This is a genomic window from Lactobacillus agrestimuris, assembly GCF_943193025.1.
GTDB lineage: Bacteria > Bacillota > Bacilli > Lactobacillales > Lactobacillaceae > Lactobacillus > Lactobacillus agrestimuris.
Genome location: NZ_CALPCQ010000034.1, coordinates 1 through 16,257 on the forward strand (window position 1 = coordinate 1; position 16,257 = coordinate 16,257).

Genomic DNA, 16,257 nt, shown 5'->3' on the forward strand with positions numbered 1-16,257 from the left:
TTGCATTTATGGCGGTGTAGCTCAGCTGGCTAGAGCGTCCGGTTCATACCCGGGAGGTCGAGGGTTCGATCCCCCCCGCCGCTATACAGAGCTTGGACCTTTAGCTCAGTTGGTTAGAGCAGACGGCTCATAACCGTCCTGTCGTAGGTTCGAGTCCTACAAGGTCCATTAATGACTTTAAACTTATAATCATTATCGCGGGATGGAGCAGTCTGGTAGCTCGTCGGGCTCATAACCCGAAGGTCGTTGGTTCAAATCCAGCTCCCGCAATTTGGTCCATTGGAGCAGTGGTTTATCTCGTCTCCCTGTCACGGAGAAGATCGTCGGTTCAAATCCGACATGGACCGTAAGATGGCTCGATAGCTCAGTTGGTAGAGCAAAGGATTGAAGCTCCTTGTGTCGGCGGTTCGATTCCGTCTCGCGCCATTACATTTTCATAGTATGCGGGCATAGTTTAGTGGTAAAACGAAAGCCTTCCAAGCTTTAGTCGCGAGTCCGATTCTCGTTACCCGCTTTATGGGCCTATAGCTCAGCTGGTTTAGAGCGCACGCCTGATAAGCGTGAGGTCGATGGTTCAAGTCCATTTAGGCCCATTGGAGTAGTACTCAAGTGGCTGAAGAGGCGCCCCTGCTAAGGGTGTAGGTCGGGTTTCCGGCGCGAGGGTTCGAATCTCTCCTACTCCGCTAATCAAAAAAAGCTTTAGTACACTGTTTTAGTAATATGTGTATTAAGGCTTTTTTTGTGCTCTCTGTCAAATGATGTTGATAAAAGTCAAATATAATTTTTGAAGAAGCATTAGGCTACTTGATAGTAGCTTGATGCTTTTTCTTTTAGTTATGTTTGAAAGTAGTTAAAGTTGGATGCATTTGCTTAGTGTCTTTGTTTTTGATTGTCTCCATGAAGTTTTGCATGATCCAATAAGTATTCAAGGACTTTACTATAATCTAAACCGTCTAAAACAATAAGATAATCTTTAAAATGCTAGTCATAGTAAGGTTTAGTCTTGTTTAAATTTAATTATCGTACTTCATTAGAGATAATTTCCAAGTATACTTAAGGAGTTTATATTCACGACTTTGCTTATTGAAGTGCTTCATAGTTTGAAATCTTAAGCTATTAAAAGAACGTGTAAGCATTTGAACCATGTGGAAACGATCGATAACAATTATAGCGTTAGGAAAAAGTTCACGTGCTACGATCGGATAATAGCTGTTAAGAGATCCATGGTAACGGCTTTAACCATAGTACGAGCTTGAGGTGTGAATTTATAAAAGTAGTGAAGAATATGAGGTTTGAAGCGTATTCTTAGTATTTGAATAACATGATCGGAGTCACCCATCTAGGCAGATAAAAAGAAGTTTCTTACCAACACCACGAAATTCATCGAAAGCTAGGTGTGCAGGTAGATGTTCAAAATCATTATAGAAGTTAGAAGAACAATTTTTTAAGACTTTCTGTACAGTGTTAACCGAAAGATTTTGTTCTCTAGCGATACTATTCTTTGATATCAAAATTAGAGTGTGTTTTTTGCTTGCTCCAATTATAGTAGAAACTATTTGAATATCGGTTGAATCATCGAAAGCAATAAAAGTATAGCTGCAGATTCAACTTGATTAATGCTTGGTAAATAGGCAAAGCAAAAAGCAATTTGTTATATAAAGGCCATAAAAATAACATTTAAAAATTATGTTTTGTTAATTTGAACAAAATTGTTTTTTTTAAATAAAAAAGCAACAGATCAAAATTTTTTTGAATTTTTTTGCTATAAAACAGAAAGGCCTAATAATAACGATAAGCACCATAAGAAAACAATTATCTTAAAACAAGAGTTGACTATCGTTAAATAACAGCTATTATTTAATATATAGATTGATTAGAACTGTTGATAGAAAAGAGATATAGATGTTATCAAAAAGTAATAAGCAAGAAAAAAACAGAAGATTAGAAGAAAAAAATAATCGTTTTTCAATTAGAAAACTTACAGTTGGAACTGCTTCCGTCTTAATCGGTGCATTCTTCATGGGTGTAAATGGAACACAAACTGTTCACGCAGCTGATACTAAATCAGAAACTACTACTGTAAATGTTAATACTTTAGAACAAGCACCTAAAGAGAACGTAAATGCTTCTCTTGTTGCAAATGTCGACTTAGGCGATGACTTAGGCCTTGGCGATCTTTTAAATAATTATAATAAACAATTTGGTGGTAAAGGACAAACTAATACAGGTAAAGAAGCTCAACAAGCTTCAACTTCATCTCAAGCAACTCAACCTACAACCTCATCACAAGATAAGAAACAAGATCAACAATCTGATCTTGATAAAGCTACAGATAAATTAGTTAAAGATGCTGTTGCTAACTTAAACAAAGATCCTAAAGCAGATGCTCCAAAGGTAGAAGTTAAGAAAACTAATAGAACTGTTACACGTAATGTGGATGTTTATGAACCAGGAGTAGACCCTAATGATGATTTCCTTGATAAAGGATATTATATGGGTACTTTAAATATGGATGATATGCCTCAAACAAGAGTTACTATTGATGATAAAGAGTATCCAACTTTATGGGGGTCTGAGAGCTATGACGCAATGTCATTAACTGATGCCTTAAAGGGAAACAATTGGACTTTAGCTGATGATGGTACATGGAATCATACTTTACCTGCAGAACCAGGTTACACTGCAAAAATTGCTAGAGTTAAAGTTGAAGTTCTTGGCGGTCCAGACGGAATTTTTACCCAAGAACAACGTGATGAAGCTAAAAAGTTAACAGATCAATTAAATGATGATATTGCAAAGAATCCGTATGAGCTCCCAGCATACACTATTTCAAGTCCATTAGGTGTTACTTTCTATGTGGGTTATTCACCAACAAAGGAAACTGCTAAAGTTGATGAAAAAGTTAGTGTAACTTTGCCAGATGCATCTGATCCAGATGAGGATTATTATGAAGGTACTATTGCGAGTGATACTATTAATGGTACATTGGGTACTAATGATGATGGTAAGTATACTTGGAATAATCACTTTACAGGTAAAGCCCAAAAACTAAGCGATGTGTTAGCTAATAACAGATTTGCTTATGAAGGGTATGGGTCAGAAGTTAAGTCATTCCCAGCCATTAAAGGATATACTGCAAAAATTGATAGTGTTACTGTAAAATCTGCTGCAGATAATTATGTAAATAATGAAGCAGAAGTAGATACATTAATGGATGAATTAAATGATAAAATTGATGCAAACCCATACGAGATTCCAGCATACACAACTACTACACCAATTAATGTAACTTTTAATGTGCTCTACACTAAAAATACTCCAGTAAAAGTTGAAACAAGAGAAAGATTAGATGTAACTTTACCAACTTCAACAGATCCAGATGAAGATTACTACTATGGTGGAATTAATACTGATGCTAATGACATGTCAGGTGAGAAGTCAGAAGATGGTACTTACACATGGGAACCAGTAGAACATGCTGCGTTAGATTTAAACGATGCATTATCAAAACCAGATTTTGTTTATGCAGAAAATGGTTCATGGCACAATACTTTACCAAGCATTCCAGGTTACCGTGCATATATTTCTGATGTAACTGCAAATTCAGCAAGTCCAATGGGCAATGATAATGAAGCAGAAGTAGATGCTTTGATTGATGAACTAGAAGATAAAATTCATGCAAATCCATATGAAGTGCCAGCCTACACTACTACTACACCAATTAATGTATACTTCTATGTTGAATACGAAAAAGTTTCAGATAATGGTGACGTTGTAACGACACCAGCACTTCCTGAATACAAAGGTAATGTAGCAGGAATTCCAGAAACTCGTCCAGTTGACAAACCATTTGAAGGTGGAGTGGCAGGTGTTCCATTAACACAAGATGCCTTACCAGAAGCACAAGTAGGTATTGCTGGCGACCCATTGACTCAAAACGCTTTGCCAGAAGCACAAGTAGGCGTTGCCGGCGAACCATTAACTGAAGCTGCTTTACCAGAAGCGCAAGTAGGTGTTGCCGGCGAACCATTAACTGAAGCTGCATTACCAGAAGCGCAAGTAGGTGTTGCTGGCGACCCATTGACTCAAGAAGCTTTGCCAGAAGCACAAGTAGGCATTGCTGGTGAACCATTGACTCAAGAAGCTTTACCAGAAGCACAAGTAGGTATTGCTGGCGACCCATTAACCCAAGATGCGTTACCAGAAGCACAAGTAGGTGTTGCCGGCGACCCATTAACTCAAGACGCTTTACCAGAAGCGCAAGTAGGTGTTGCCGGTACTCCATTAACTGAAGCTGCTTTACCAGCGTACACTGGTGATCTTTCAACTAATGGTGATGCAGAAGTTATTCCAGCTCTTCCTGAAGCTGGCAATGATGATCAAAATTCTGCTTCAGATGATGAACCAGCTGTTACGCCAGAAGTAACTGCTGATGACGCTACTACTGTTGCACCTCATGCTACTGCTGCAGCAAACAAAGTTGTTGATAATGATGTTGAAGAAGATACTACTGCTCCAGTACATAGCAATAAAGTTGCAGAAGATGAAGATCAAGTTGTAGCACAAGAAGCTACTACTGTAGCTTCTAAGACTGAAACTAACGTCGCTACTGCTGATAGCGAAGCTAAGCGTGCAGCTACTTTACCACAAACAGGTGCTAAAGCAACTGTTGCTGGTGTACTTGGCTTGATGATGGTTGGTGTAGCCGCTGTCTTAAGCTTAGCAGTTGATAGGAAACGCAAAAACTAAGATTTAGCTAGTAAAACCGAAAGAGATGAGATTTAATCTTGTCTCTTTTTCTGGCTCTCTGTTAAATTTTGTTGATAGAAGTCAAATATAATTTTTGAAGAGGCATTAAGCTATTTGATAATAGCTTGATGCTTTTTCTTTTAGAATAATATCTTTTTCTTCTAACTTAATTCTTGTTATTAGATGTTTGAAATTACTGTAACCGTAAAGCTGTACATTCAAATTGTAGGTGTTTTCCGGCACTGGATTCAATAATAATCCTTCAGCAACAATCTGTTCTTGAATTAAAATATCCTTAAGGTGCCCTTCATAATGTAGCTTAGTCTTTTCTAAATAGTTAAAGGGCTTTAAATATAATTTTCAGTAGTACTTAAGTAGATTGTATTCACGGGTTCCTTTAGAATACTGCTTCATTATACTTATGCGGTAGGAATTAAATGAACGATTGAGCATTTGCACAATATGGAAGCGATCTAAAATAATTTGTGCGTTGGGAAAAGTTCTCGAGCTATAACGTTGTAATAATTTAGATCCATAGTAACTGTTTTGACTTTACTACGAGCGGTAATCGGAAAGTGGTTAAAGTATTTAGTAATGGTTGCTTTAAGTCTATTAGGAAGCACTTTAATTAGTTTGTGAGTTTGTCCATCAATGGCATAACTGACGCCTCACACCTTTAAATTCATCAAATATGATAGAAGGGTATAATGGGATTTATGACAATCAAGAAAGAAATAATTCAAAAACAGAAAAAATAGCTTGCAATAACTATTTTTATCCTGTATTATTATAAACGTTGTCGGGTGAGATATTTGAAACAACCAGATAACAAAAATAATTTAAAAAGTTGTTGACAAACATCTTAGATTAAGTTATTATAATTAAGTCGTCTGATTTAAGACAACGACCCGTTGGTCAAGCGGTTAAGACACGGCCCTTTCACGGCTGTAACATGGGTTCAAATCCCGTACGGGTCATCACCAATTGAAAATTATTTATTGGTACTTTAATTTCACGATGGAGGATTACCCAAGTGGCTTAAGGGAACGGTTTTGAAAACCGTCAGTCGGGTTATGCCCGAGCGTGGGTTCAAATCCCACATCCTCCTTAATATCGCGGGATGGAGCAGTCTGGTAGCTCGTCGGGCTCATAACCCGAAGGTCGTTGGTTCAAATCCAGCTCCCGCAATTTGGTCCATTGGAGCAGTGGTTTATCTCGTCTCCCTGTCACGGAGAAGATCGTCGGTTCAAATCCGACATGGACCGTAAGATGGCTCGATAGCTCAGTTGGTAGAGCAAAGGATTGAAGCTCCTTGTGTCGGCGGTTCGATTCCGTCTCGCGCCATCAGCCTGGAGGAGTAGCGAAGTGGCTAAACGCGGCGGTCTGTAAAACCGCTCTCTCTGAGTTCGGCGGTTCGAATCCACCCTCCTCCATTTAATAGGGATATCGTATAATGGTAGTACATCGGTCTCCAAAACCGCTGATGTGGGTTCAATTCCTACTATCCCTGTTTAAAATCATGGCGGAATTGGTGAAGGGGTTAACACACCGGTTTGTGGATCCGGCATACATGGGTTCGAATCCCATATTCCGCCCTAGAATTGGGATATAGCCAAGTGGTAAGGCATTAGACTTTGACTCTAACATGCACTGGTTCGAATCCAGTTATCCCAATTTTTTCTAAGCTTATGGCGGTGTAGCCAAGTGGTAAGGCAGTGGTCTGCAAAACCTTGATCGTCGGTTCGAATCCGATCGCCGCCTTATCTATTAAAGCTTTAAATTTAATATGGCGGTGTGGCGGAATTGGCAGACGCGTCAGACTCAAAATCTGGTGTCCATTTTGGACGTATCGGTTCGACCCCGATCACCGCTATAGTATAGAGCAACTGAATGTTGCTCTTTTTTTGTTTTCAATTTTCTAAATACAATTGCTTATAATTGCTATAATCTCTATAATACCTTATACGGAGGTATTTAGATGAATATTGGCTTTTTTACCGATACATATTTTCCTCAACTAAGCGGAGTAGCAACCTCAATACAAACTTTGAAGGTAGCTTTAGAAAAACAGGGACATAATGTATTCATTTTTACAACAACAGATCCACATTTAAAGAAAGGGACTATTGAACCTAATGTATTTAGATTTGGTAGTATTCCATTTGTGTCATTTACGGATCGAAGAATTGCTGTCAGAGGATTTTTCGAGGCCACTAAGGTGGCAAAAGAAGTCCAGTTAGATATCGTACATACACATACTGAATTTGCTTTGGGTATGATTGGAAAGTATGTTGCAAAACAACTTAATATTCCAGCAATTCATACTTACCATACTTTATATGAAGATTATTTACATTATGTTTTGAATGGACATTTGTTAAGACCTTATCATGTAAAACAATTTACCAAAGGATATCTCAAGAATATGGATGGTGTAATAGCACCTAGTAAGCGCGTAGAAGAGCTTTTATTGAGATATGGGGTTAAAATACCGATTAAAGTTATACCAACGGGAGTGGACATTGAAGCAATGAATGGAGATGCTGAGCGTGATGTCAGAGCAGAGCTTGGAATATCGCCATCAACTCCAGTTATTTTGACTTTAAGTCGAGTTGCAGCTGAAAAAAAGATTGATCACATAATAAGTGTATTACCGAAAATTATCGAGGAATTTCCTAACGTTAAATTAGTTGTAGCTGGTAACGGACCAGATCTTAAAGTTTTAAAGGAACAAGTGGAAAGACTAACTTTAGAAAATTATGTCATTTTCACCGGGGATATAAATCATAAAGATGTTGGTAATTATTACCGTATGGCAGACATTTTTGTTTCGGCAAGTGATACGGAAACACAAGGTTTGACTTATATTGAAGCTCTTGCAGCAGGAATTAAATCGGTTGTCTACAAGACTAACTATACAGAAAATGTATTTAATTCAGATACATTTGGAAAGGTTTTTACAACACAACAAGAAATGTTGGATGAAATTTTGTCCTATCTTCGAGAAGGCAAAAAGGAAATCCCTCAGAAATTGTTAGAAGAAAAATTAAATCAACTTTCTGCGGCGCATTTTGCTGATGAAGTTTACGATTTTTATCAATATGCAATTGAGAACTATCAAGAAAAGCAAGAAGGGGATTTCAATGATTAGAATTAATATGTTTTCTCAAGCTGATTCAGTTAAAGGTCAAGGTGTCGGATCAGCTTATAATGAATTGACAAATTTAATGAGAAAAAACCTCTATGATGATTTTTATATGACAATTAATAAGTATGGTAATAGTGATTTAACTCACTATCATACAATTAATCCCAGTTATTACTTAAATAGTTTTTCTCCAGCAAGGGGACGAAAGATTGGTTATGTACACTTTTTGCCAGATACATTAGAAGGATCTCTTAAATTACCTGGAATAACAAAAAAAGTTGTTTATAACTATGTAGTTGATTTCTATAAAAGAATGGATCAAATTGTTGTAGTTAATCCGATCTTTATTGATAAATTAGTTAAATATGGAATTGACCGCAACAAAGTTGAATATATTCCTAATTTTGTTTCAAAATCAGAATTTTATCCTGAATCTTTAACTAAGAAAAATGCTATTCGTAATGAATTGGGTATTCCTTTAGACAAATTTGTAGTTTTTGGTGATGGACAAGTTCAAGAAAGAAAAGGTGTAGATGATTTTGCTAAGCTTGCAGAAGCTAATCCAGACTTGCAATTTATTTGGGCAGGTGGTTTTTCTTTTGGCAAAATAACGGATGGATATGATCACTATAAAAAATTAGTTGAGAATCCACCAAAGAATCTTATCTTTACTGGAATTGTCGATCGTAAAAAACTAGTAGATTATTTAAATATTGCAGATTTATTCTTGTTACCATCATTTGATGAACTTTTTCCAATGTCAGTTTTAGAAGCTTTCAGCTGCCATACACCAGTTTTATTAAGAGACCTGGAACTATATAAGGTTATTCTTGATGGCTATTATATGAGCGGAAAAGATTTTGATGAATTAAATCAGCAGCTTAGAAATATAGTTGAAAATCGGCAATTATTGACTAAGTATAGTATCTTATCAGGCCAAGCTAGTGAAAAGTATTCAGAAGAACACTTGACGGATATATGGCGTGATTTCTACAATGAACAATACGAAATTGGTAAAAAGTTAGGACAAATTCGATAGATGAACAAAAAATACTATTGGGGGATAGTTGTAGTTTTAGCAATTACAGCCTTTGTAACTTATACAGAATTTAAGAGAACCCCTTTTGATGAAATAACCAAGGCCGCTCAAAATTTAAATTGGGTAGCATTTGCATTTGTCTTTATTGTAATGATATTGGCATTTATTTTTGAAGCTAGTGTAGTTGAAACCCTGGCCAAAAGAAGAAATGAGCCTAAGCGTTCCAAATGGTCATTCATGCGAATTCCTTTAATTGAAGCATTATTTAATGCAATTACCCCCATGTCTACTGGTGGACAGCCGAGTATGCTTGCTGCGATGGTTCAAATGGGAATAGAAGGTGGCCGAGCTACATCGATTTTGTTGATGAAGTTTATTCTTTACCAGGTAGTAGTTTTCTTTGCTTATATTACAACGATCATATTTGGATTTCATATGGTTGCAACACGTTTCTCGGGTTTGGCAATATTTATAGTAATCGGTCTAATAATCCATGTAAGTACAACATTATTTCTTTTTTCAATTATGTTTGCATACAAATGGACCAAAAATGCGACTTATTGGATTATGAATATACTTGAAAAGTTTTTTAGCCCAGTACGTGTTGATCGATGGCGTAAGGCAACAATTAGTAAAATTGAAACTTTTTACTTAGAAAGTCAAAAGCTAAAAAAAGAGAAGAAGAAGTTAATTGTTGCGTTGATGTTTACTATTTTACAACTTCTTTGTTTCTATTCAGTACCGTATGTTGTTGTATTGGCTCTGAATGTACATGCATCATGGGTAGAAGTAACGCAAATGAATATTATGTTAATAATGTTTATGTCGATAATTCCAATTCCAGGAGCAACTGGAGGTGCAGAATATAGTTTCCAAACTTTATTTTCGGCCTTTGTCTCATCTCATGGTGCACTTGTTTTAGGGATGTTCTTATGGAGATTTGCAACTTATTTCTTCGGAATGATTCTTGGGGTCTTTGGATTTTTGTTCAAACCGAAGAAGATAAAAAGTTCAGAAGATGCTTAATTTTCTCTAAAAAACTACTATATCGTCTTAATCTTTGTAGTAAGATGAGTTAGCAAAATGAAAGGAGAAGAGAATGTCACGTATCAAATCTTTGTGGCAATGGTTAATACATGAAAAGCTGGGCTTTTTTACGATTGTTTTATTCTTGTTTTGGTTAAAGACATACTTTATCTATTTAACAAAGTTTAATTTAGGTGCTGTTGGGTCAATGCAACAGTTTTTATTACTGTTGAATCCAATCCCAGCAGGGATGTTATTACTTGGCATTGGTTTATTTTTTAAGGGTAGAAAATCATACTGGATTATTATAATCATTGATTTCTTATTAAGTTTATGGTTATTTTCTAATATTCTTTATTATCGTGAATTTTCAAATTTCTTGTCTTTCTCGATTATAAAAACTTCTGGTTCAACATCAGATAATCTAGGTAAAAGTATTGCTGGAATAACACTTGCGAGTGACTTTTTGGCCTTTGCTGATGTAGCTATTGTAATTATTTTGCTTGCAAGTAGGGTGATTCGAATAGATATTCGCCCCTTAAAATTAAAGGTTAGTCTATTGATTGAACTACTGGCACTTTCTTTTATGGGACTAAATTTATCAATGGCCCAAAAGGATCGCTCTGGATTATTAACTAGAACTTTTGATAATAATTATATCGTTAAATATTTAGGAATTAATGAGTATGCGGTCTACGATGGCTTTAAAACGGTCCAAACAAGTGCCCAAATGGCAAAGGCAAATGTTAATGACCTTGATTCAGTTCAGAAATATTTAAAAGCAAATAAAGTAAAACCAAATCCTGAATATACAGGTGTAGCTAAAGGGAAAAACGTTTTAATCATTCACCTCGAAAGTTTCCAACAATTTTTAATCGGCTACAAGTGGAAAGGTAAAGAGGTTACTCCTAATTTGAATAAGATTTATCATGCTAAAGATACTATTAGTTTTGATAATTTCTTTAATCAAGTTGGACAAGGAAAAACTTCTGATGCTGAAATGATGCTTGAAAACTCAATTTATGGTTTGCAATCAGGTTCGGCAATGTCTAGTTACGGAACTTCGAATACTTTTGAAAGTGCTCCTGCAATTTTGCATCAGAAGGAAGGCTATACTACTGCTGTAATGCATGGCGGCGAAGGTTCTTTCTGGAATAGAAATAACGCATATAAATCATTTGGATATCAATACTTTATGCCACTTTCTTATTATGACAATAAACCAGGATATTATATTGGATATGGTTTGAAAGATAAAATTTTCTTCGACCAATCTATTAAATATATAGAACGTTTGCCACAACCGTTCTATTTGAAGATGATTACTGTTACGAATCACTATCCATATGATCTTGATAAGAAAAATCAAACAATCGATAAGACCAATACAGGTGATGAGACAGTTGATGGTTATGTTCAAACAGCTCATTATTTGGATCAGGCGATCGGCGAATTTATGAGTTGGATGAAAAAGTCAGGTCTGGATAAAAATACTTTGGTGGTATTCTATGGAGATCATTATGGAATTTCTGGTAATCATCATAAGGCTAGTGCAGAATTATTGAAAAAGGATAGCTTTAATGATTTTGATAATTTGAACTTCCAGCGCGTACCTTTGATGTTCCATATGAAAGGTCTTAAAGGGAAAATTGATCATACCTATGGTGGTGAGATTGATGTTTTACCAACTTTGCTTAATATGCTAGGAATTAGTAACAAAGGAATGATTCAATTCGGTTATGATTTACTCAGTAAAGATACACCTCAATTGGTCGTTCAAAGAAATGGTGACTGGATAACACCTGAATATGCTAAGGTGTCAGGTGATTACTATTACACAAAAAATGGTGAAGAAATTAAGCACCCAGATAAAAAATTAAAAGCAAAATTGATGTCACTATCTAACCAGGCTACAACTCAATTGTCATTATCAGACAGGGTTATTAATGGTAATTTATTACGTTTCTATAAACCTAGTTGGTTTGAAAAGGTTAAACCTAAAGATTATGATTACAACAAAGACGTAGCGTTGAAGAAGCTATATAGTTCTGATAATAAGACTTCGCTTTGGTATAAGAATCATAAGAAGTCAACCCAATCGAAGTTTAAGACTGATGCTCCAGAATTAGAAAAATAATTCTGCGAAGGAATATGTTATGTGGTATAATAAACTGATTAATTGATTCCGAGTATTGGAGGCAGCGCATTGTATAATTTATTTATGACGCTAATCATCATAGTTTCAATCTTGATCATTATTGCGACTATGATGCAACCACAAAAACAACAAGATGCGTTAAACGCGCTTTCTGGTGGTGCTGTTTTTAGTGGTCAAACCAAAAAACGTGGTTTTGAAGCATTTATGGAAAAAGTTACTTCAGTTTTATTGGTTATATTTTTTGTCCTAGCTTTTGTTTTAGCATATATGTCTTCAAAATAAGTTTATTCCTCCCGATCATTGATTGCGGGAGGTTTTTTTATTAAAAGAAATAAAATATGAATGGAGTTTATACTTAATGACACAAAATGAAAAGGTTTTGGCTGGTGTCTTAGAAATTTTTAGACATGAGCCGCAGAAGCAATTTCGTGTTGACCAAATTGAAAAAATGGCCAGGCGTAATCGCTTAGGTAACTTTACTGAATTAATTAAAGCATTATCATATTTAGAACACGAAAATAAAATTATTACAGATGGTAAGGGTCGTTACCAATTAACACAAGAAAATACTATTGTTGAAGGTTCTTTTAGAGCAAATGATAAAGGCTTCGGATTTGTCAAATTAGATGATGAAGAATCAGATGATGTCTTTGTTCAAAAAGATTATACAGACTATGCTGTTAATGGAGATCGTGTAAAGGTAAAAATCACCGCAGCTGGTAATCCATGGAACAATAAGGGACCGGAAGGACAAGTTATAGAAGTTGTCGAACGTGGTCTTGATAGTCTTGTTGGCGAATTTCATCCAATGACAGATGAACAAGTTAAGCGTAGTCATTTTATTGGGTATGTTTTAAGTAATGATAAAAAATTACATAATTACCGTGTATATATTAGTGAAAATGGTTTAATCCCACAAATGGGGGACATGGTAAAAGTATCAATTAAAGATTATCCAAATAAAGATAATCCGGATTCAATGACAGGTGCAATTACTGAAATTATTGGTAATAAGAATGATCCTGGTGTTGATATCATGTCAATTGTAGCTGCTCATGATGTTCGTACTGAATGGCCAGAAGAAGCAATGAAGCAAGCTAACGAAATCCCCGATCATGTAACTGAAGAAGATAAGAAAGGCAGAATTGATATTACTGACCAACCTGCGGTTACTATTGATGGGGATGACTCTAAAGACTTTGATGATGCGGTTGTTTTATGGAAATTACCTAATGGAAATTACCACTTGGGTGTACATATTGCTGACGTATCTCACTATGTTAAAGAAAATACCCCACTTAATGATGAAGCATATCAAAGAGGTAACAGTACTTATTTAGTTGATCGAGTAATCCCAATGCTTCCATTCCGTCTTTCAAATGGAATTTGTTCATTAAATGAAGGTGTAGAACGTCTTGTTTTGTCATGTGACATGGAAATCACCCCGGAGGGAGAAAGAGTTGGATATAAGATTTATCCATCCGTAATGAAGTCACATGGGCGTTTAACTTATAATAAGGTTAACAGGACTTTAGCCGGTGATATGGACGGTTTAGAAGATAAATATTTTGAACAACGTTCGATGCTTGAAGATATGGCTAGTTTACATGCTGCATTATATAAGCAGCGTCATCGCCGTGGTGCGATTGACTTTGAAGAGCCAGAAGCCAAGATCGTGGTTGACGAAAAAGGTAAGCCAGTAGATATTGTTCTTCATGAACGTGGAACGGCCGAAAAGATGATTGAGTCATTTATGCTTATGGCTAATGAAACTGTTGCTGAAGACTTTTATCGTAAGCATGTTCCTTTCTTATACCGTGTTCACGAAACACCTGATGCTGAAAGAATTAAGAACTTCTTTGAATTCTGTAGCGCTTTTGGATTAAATGTAAAGGCTGATCCAGAAAATATTAAGCCAATTGATTTGCAAAAGGTTGTTTCTAAGACAGAAGGTACACCTGAAGAAGCAGTTGTCCAAATGATGATGCTTCGTAGTTTAAAGCAAGCACATTATTCAGAAGATGCATTAGGTCACTTTGGTCTTGCTGCACAATTTTACACACACTTTACTTCACCAATTCGTCGTTATTCCGATTTGATGGTTCATAGAATGATTCATGAATATTCAGATAAAGGAATGGGTGAAAAAGTTCAAGATCACTTTAAGAGTTATTTACCTAATGTTGCGGAACAAACTTCAACTCAAGAACGTGTCTCAATTGATACAGAACGTGAAGTAAATGATCTTAAAATGACCGAATACATGGCAGATCAGGTTGGTAAACATTTTGATGCAGTTGTTTCATCAGTAACTAGTTTTGGAATGTTTATTCAACTTCCAAATACCGTTGAAGGTTTAATTCATATTTCTAATTTGACTGATGATTTCTATAGTTTCGATGAAAAGACCTTAACACTTACAGGTCGCGGAACTCATAAGCAATTTAAGGTAGGGATGCCTATAAAAGTAACGCTTATTAATGCGAATGTAGAGCAGCATCAGCTTGATTTTGAAATTTATGATCCAAATGCACCTAAGCATGCACATAATGATCGCGGAATGGCTAATAAGAGACGTGGAAACCGTGGCTTTAGAAATGATCATGGTCGCCGTAGTGGTGAAAGAAATTTCCGCAATAATCGTGGAAAACGTCGCAATAATAATGGTTTCAAACATTAGGGCAAATTTTTATGAAAGAAAATAATGAAAATTTAATTGCGCAAAATAAAAAAGCTCGACATGATTATTTTATTAAGGAAACCTTTGAAGCTGGAATTGCTTTGACTGGTACCGAAATAAAATCTATTCGAGCACGCCGAATTACTTTGCGTGATGGATATGTTCAAATTATAAGAGGGTCTGCTTTTTTAGAAAATGTTCATATCAATGAATATAAGCAAGGTAATCGTTATAATCATGATCCTTTGCGTTCAAGAAGATTGCTTTTGCATAAAAAAGAAATTCGTCGATTGGCAAAGGCTCAAGAGGAACGCGGAATTACTATTGTTCCCTTAAAGGTTTATTTGAAGCATGGATTTGCTAAAGTCTTGATTGGAATTGGTCAAGGTAAAAAGCAATATGATAAACGTGAGACGATTAAAAAGCGTGATCAAGAACGAGAATTAAAGCGTAAATATAAAATTTAGAAGAGAGGAGTATACCTCTCTTTTTTGTTATTTAAAATGTAAACTATAGTTAGTATAAATAATATATTCTGATTTCGATGAAATTATATAATAAATAATGTGTTGTAAATATTTTAAAAACTTGTTATATTTATGTCTCAACATGTTGAAAATTATATTTTAATTTTAGGAGGAATCTTATGGCCACGCCCAAAAGACTTGAAATAATCAAGAAGAGCATGACTGATAAGAAAACTAAAAGATTTACAATAGTAGATTATTGTAAAAATGCTAACGTATCACGTACTGCTTTTTATAATTTTTATGGTAATGGTGTAATCAACCTTTATTCTAGCGTTTTTGAAGAACAAATTAATAAGTCACTTACTTTTAGAACTCAAGGAAGCTTCGCTAAAACAATTGATGATGCTTTAGAGGAAATTTTTGAGAATAGAGAAGGAATGAATTATAAGGAGAGAAAAGCAGTTCGTGAACGTATTGTGAAGGCCTTATTTGAAAAGTTGAAAGACTATTCGTTTCTTCATGAAGGGATTTCTGCAACTAGATTAAAAGTAATAGCTAATGGTATTTACGGACATATCTTTAATTGGGTTTTGCACTCATGTGAAGATGATAAGCGTGAAGTGTATAAGATTATTCATGACTATAGTTATGATTTAGAAGGCTATTGCAGAACTTGTAAGAAAAAGGTCAGATAGTATTTAAGAGATCGATAGAATCAATTCAGATTCTATCGATCTTTTTTTGTACATATAAAAACAGTAAAAGGAAGACTAGATATTTCCGTATGTATTTATGTAACCAAAAATTAGAATTGCTTAGATTAATCGGTAGAGTTGAATGAACAAATTCATATGAAAGGGCAGTAGAAATATAGATTAATAAAGGAAATCCGGTATTTTAGAAAAAAGCAAAAAAATTTCAAAAAAATTTTGATAAAAAAGAGAGGAGAAAAGAGTAAAAAACGAACTATAAAATTCAGAGTACACG

Annotated in this window: 9 protein-coding genes, 19 tRNA genes and 2 pseudogenes; 28 read left to right on the plus strand and 2 right to left on the minus strand. The window is 35.3% G+C overall.

The annotated features are described in order from the left end of the window. The first annotated feature begins 10 nt into the window (after positions 1-10). The 8 genes from NFR82_RS08335 to NFR82_RS08370 all read left to right on the plus strand — a co-directional run bounded on the left by NFR82_RS08335 (position 11) and on the right by NFR82_RS08370 (position 683). A tRNA-Met gene (locus tag NFR82_RS08335) sits at positions 11-84 on the plus strand. Positions 85-94: 10 nt separating this feature from the next. After that, positions 95-168 (plus strand) — tRNA-Ile (locus tag NFR82_RS08340). A 28-nt stretch (positions 169-196) separates the two neighbouring features. Beyond that, positions 197-270, plus strand: a tRNA-Met gene (locus NFR82_RS08345). 3 nt (positions 271-273) lie between these two features. Then, positions 274-347: transfer RNA gene (locus tag NFR82_RS08350), tRNA-Asp, on the plus strand. A gap of 6 nt (positions 348-353) precedes the next feature. Beyond that, positions 354-426 (plus strand) — tRNA-Phe (locus NFR82_RS08355). 17 nt (positions 427-443) lie between these two features. Beyond that, positions 444-514 (plus strand) — tRNA-Gly (locus tag NFR82_RS08360). Between the two features lie 4 nt (positions 515-518). Continuing rightward, a tRNA-Ile gene (locus NFR82_RS08365) sits at positions 519-593 on the plus strand. A gap of 2 nt (positions 594-595) precedes the next feature. Continuing rightward, positions 596-683, plus strand: a tRNA-Ser gene (locus NFR82_RS08370). A gap of 150 nt (positions 684-833) precedes the next feature. Here the strand turns inward: NFR82_RS08370 and NFR82_RS08375 are convergent. After that, positions 834-1,505: pseudogene (locus NFR82_RS08375) on the minus strand (transposase); the annotation flags it as partial. A gap of 397 nt (positions 1,506-1,902) precedes the next feature. Between NFR82_RS08375 and NFR82_RS08380 the strand changes: the two are divergent. Then, entirely contained in the window at positions 1,903-4,749 is a 2,847-nt protein-coding gene (locus NFR82_RS08380) for a YSIRK-type signal peptide-containing protein (RefSeq protein WP_251717830.1), read from the plus strand. A 360-nt stretch (positions 4,750-5,109) separates the two neighbouring features. Here the strand turns inward: NFR82_RS08380 and NFR82_RS08925 are convergent. Beyond that, a pseudogene (locus NFR82_RS08925) lies at positions 5,110-5,372 on the minus strand (transposase). 282 nt (positions 5,373-5,654) lie between these two features. Between NFR82_RS08925 and NFR82_RS08395 the strand changes: the two are divergent. From NFR82_RS08395 to NFR82_RS08485, 19 genes are all read left to right on the plus strand, one after another. Then, a tRNA-Glu gene (locus tag NFR82_RS08395) sits at positions 5,655-5,726 on the plus strand. A gap of 42 nt (positions 5,727-5,768) precedes the next feature. Continuing rightward, positions 5,769-5,857 (plus strand) — tRNA-Ser (locus tag NFR82_RS08400). A 6-nt stretch (positions 5,858-5,863) separates the two neighbouring features. Continuing rightward, positions 5,864-5,937: transfer RNA gene (locus tag NFR82_RS08405), tRNA-Met, on the plus strand. A gap of 3 nt (positions 5,938-5,940) precedes the next feature. Then, positions 5,941-6,014, plus strand: a tRNA-Asp gene (locus tag NFR82_RS08410). 6 nt (positions 6,015-6,020) lie between these two features. Next, positions 6,021-6,093: transfer RNA gene (locus NFR82_RS08415), tRNA-Phe, on the plus strand. A 7-nt stretch (positions 6,094-6,100) separates the two neighbouring features. Then, positions 6,101-6,182: transfer RNA gene (locus tag NFR82_RS08420), tRNA-Tyr, on the plus strand. Between the two features lie 6 nt (positions 6,183-6,188). Continuing rightward, a tRNA-Trp gene (locus NFR82_RS08425) sits at positions 6,189-6,259 on the plus strand. Between the two features lie 12 nt (positions 6,260-6,271). Then, positions 6,272-6,344 (plus strand) — tRNA-His (locus tag NFR82_RS08430). A gap of 7 nt (positions 6,345-6,351) precedes the next feature. Continuing rightward, positions 6,352-6,423, plus strand: a tRNA-Gln gene (locus NFR82_RS08435). Between the two features lie 16 nt (positions 6,424-6,439). After that, positions 6,440-6,510: transfer RNA gene (locus NFR82_RS08440), tRNA-Cys, on the plus strand. A gap of 27 nt (positions 6,511-6,537) precedes the next feature. Next, positions 6,538-6,622, plus strand: a tRNA-Leu gene (locus NFR82_RS08445). 105 nt (positions 6,623-6,727) lie between these two features. Then, complete coding sequence (locus NFR82_RS08450) at positions 6,728-7,900, plus strand: glycosyltransferase family 4 protein (RefSeq protein ID WP_251717833.1); 1,173 nt, start codon at positions 6,728-6,730, stop codon at positions 7,898-7,900. Beyond that, positions 7,893-8,936, plus strand: coding sequence for a glycosyltransferase family 4 protein (locus NFR82_RS08455; protein WP_251717834.1), 1,044 nt, complete (start codon positions 7,893-7,895; stop codon positions 8,934-8,936). Before NFR82_RS08450 ends, NFR82_RS08455 begins: the two co-directional genes overlap by 8 nt. Beyond that, a complete protein-coding gene (locus NFR82_RS08460; RefSeq protein WP_251717835.1) occupies positions 8,937-9,962 on the plus strand; it encodes a lysylphosphatidylglycerol synthase transmembrane domain-containing protein in 1,026 nt (341 codons plus the stop codon). 73 nt (positions 9,963-10,035) lie between these two features. Beyond that, entirely contained in the window at positions 10,036-12,099 is a 2,064-nt protein-coding gene (locus tag NFR82_RS08465; protein WP_251717836.1) for an LTA synthase family protein, read from the plus strand. A 69-nt stretch (positions 12,100-12,168) separates the two neighbouring features. Then, on the plus strand, positions 12,169-12,402 hold the full coding sequence (gene secG, locus NFR82_RS08470; protein WP_251717837.1) for a preprotein translocase subunit SecG: 234 nt from the start codon (positions 12,169-12,171) through the stop codon (positions 12,400-12,402). Between the two features lie 76 nt (positions 12,403-12,478). After that, positions 12,479-14,800, plus strand: coding sequence for a ribonuclease R (rnr, locus tag NFR82_RS08475; protein WP_251717838.1), 2,322 nt, complete (start codon positions 12,479-12,481; stop codon positions 14,798-14,800). A gap of 11 nt (positions 14,801-14,811) precedes the next feature. After that, positions 14,812-15,267, plus strand: coding sequence for an SsrA-binding protein SmpB (gene smpB / locus NFR82_RS08480; protein WP_251717839.1), 456 nt, complete (start codon positions 14,812-14,814; stop codon positions 15,265-15,267). 179 nt (positions 15,268-15,446) lie between these two features. Continuing rightward, positions 15,447-15,965, plus strand: coding sequence for a hypothetical protein (locus NFR82_RS08485; RefSeq protein ID WP_251717840.1), 519 nt, complete (start codon positions 15,447-15,449; stop codon positions 15,963-15,965). The last annotated feature ends 292 nt before the right edge of the window (positions 15,966-16,257 follow it).

Bases quoted from the DNA above. Each gene is read 5' to 3' on its own strand.
- NFR82_RS08380 (WP_251717830.1), top strand. From the start codon at position 1,903: ATGTTATCAAAAAGTAATAAGCAAGAAAAAAACAGAAGATTAGAAGAA.
- NFR82_RS08450 (WP_251717833.1), top strand. From the start codon at position 6,728: ATGAATATTGGCTTTTTTACCGATACATATTTTCCTCAACTAAGCGGA.
- NFR82_RS08455 (WP_251717834.1), top strand. From the start codon at position 7,893: ATGATTAGAATTAATATGTTTTCTCAAGCTGATTCAGTTAAAGGTCAA.
- NFR82_RS08460 (WP_251717835.1), top strand. From the start codon at position 8,937: ATGAACAAAAAATACTATTGGGGGATAGTTGTAGTTTTAGCAATTACA.
- NFR82_RS08465 (WP_251717836.1), top strand. From the start codon at position 10,036: ATGTCACGTATCAAATCTTTGTGGCAATGGTTAATACATGAAAAGCTG.
- rnr (WP_251717838.1), top strand. From the start codon at position 12,479: ATGACACAAAATGAAAAGGTTTTGGCTGGTGTCTTAGAAATTTTTAGA.
- smpB (WP_251717839.1), top strand. From the start codon at position 14,812: ATGAAAGAAAATAATGAAAATTTAATTGCGCAAAATAAAAAAGCTCGA.
- NFR82_RS08485 (WP_251717840.1), top strand. From the start codon at position 15,447: ATGGCCACGCCCAAAAGACTTGAAATAATCAAGAAGAGCATGACTGAT.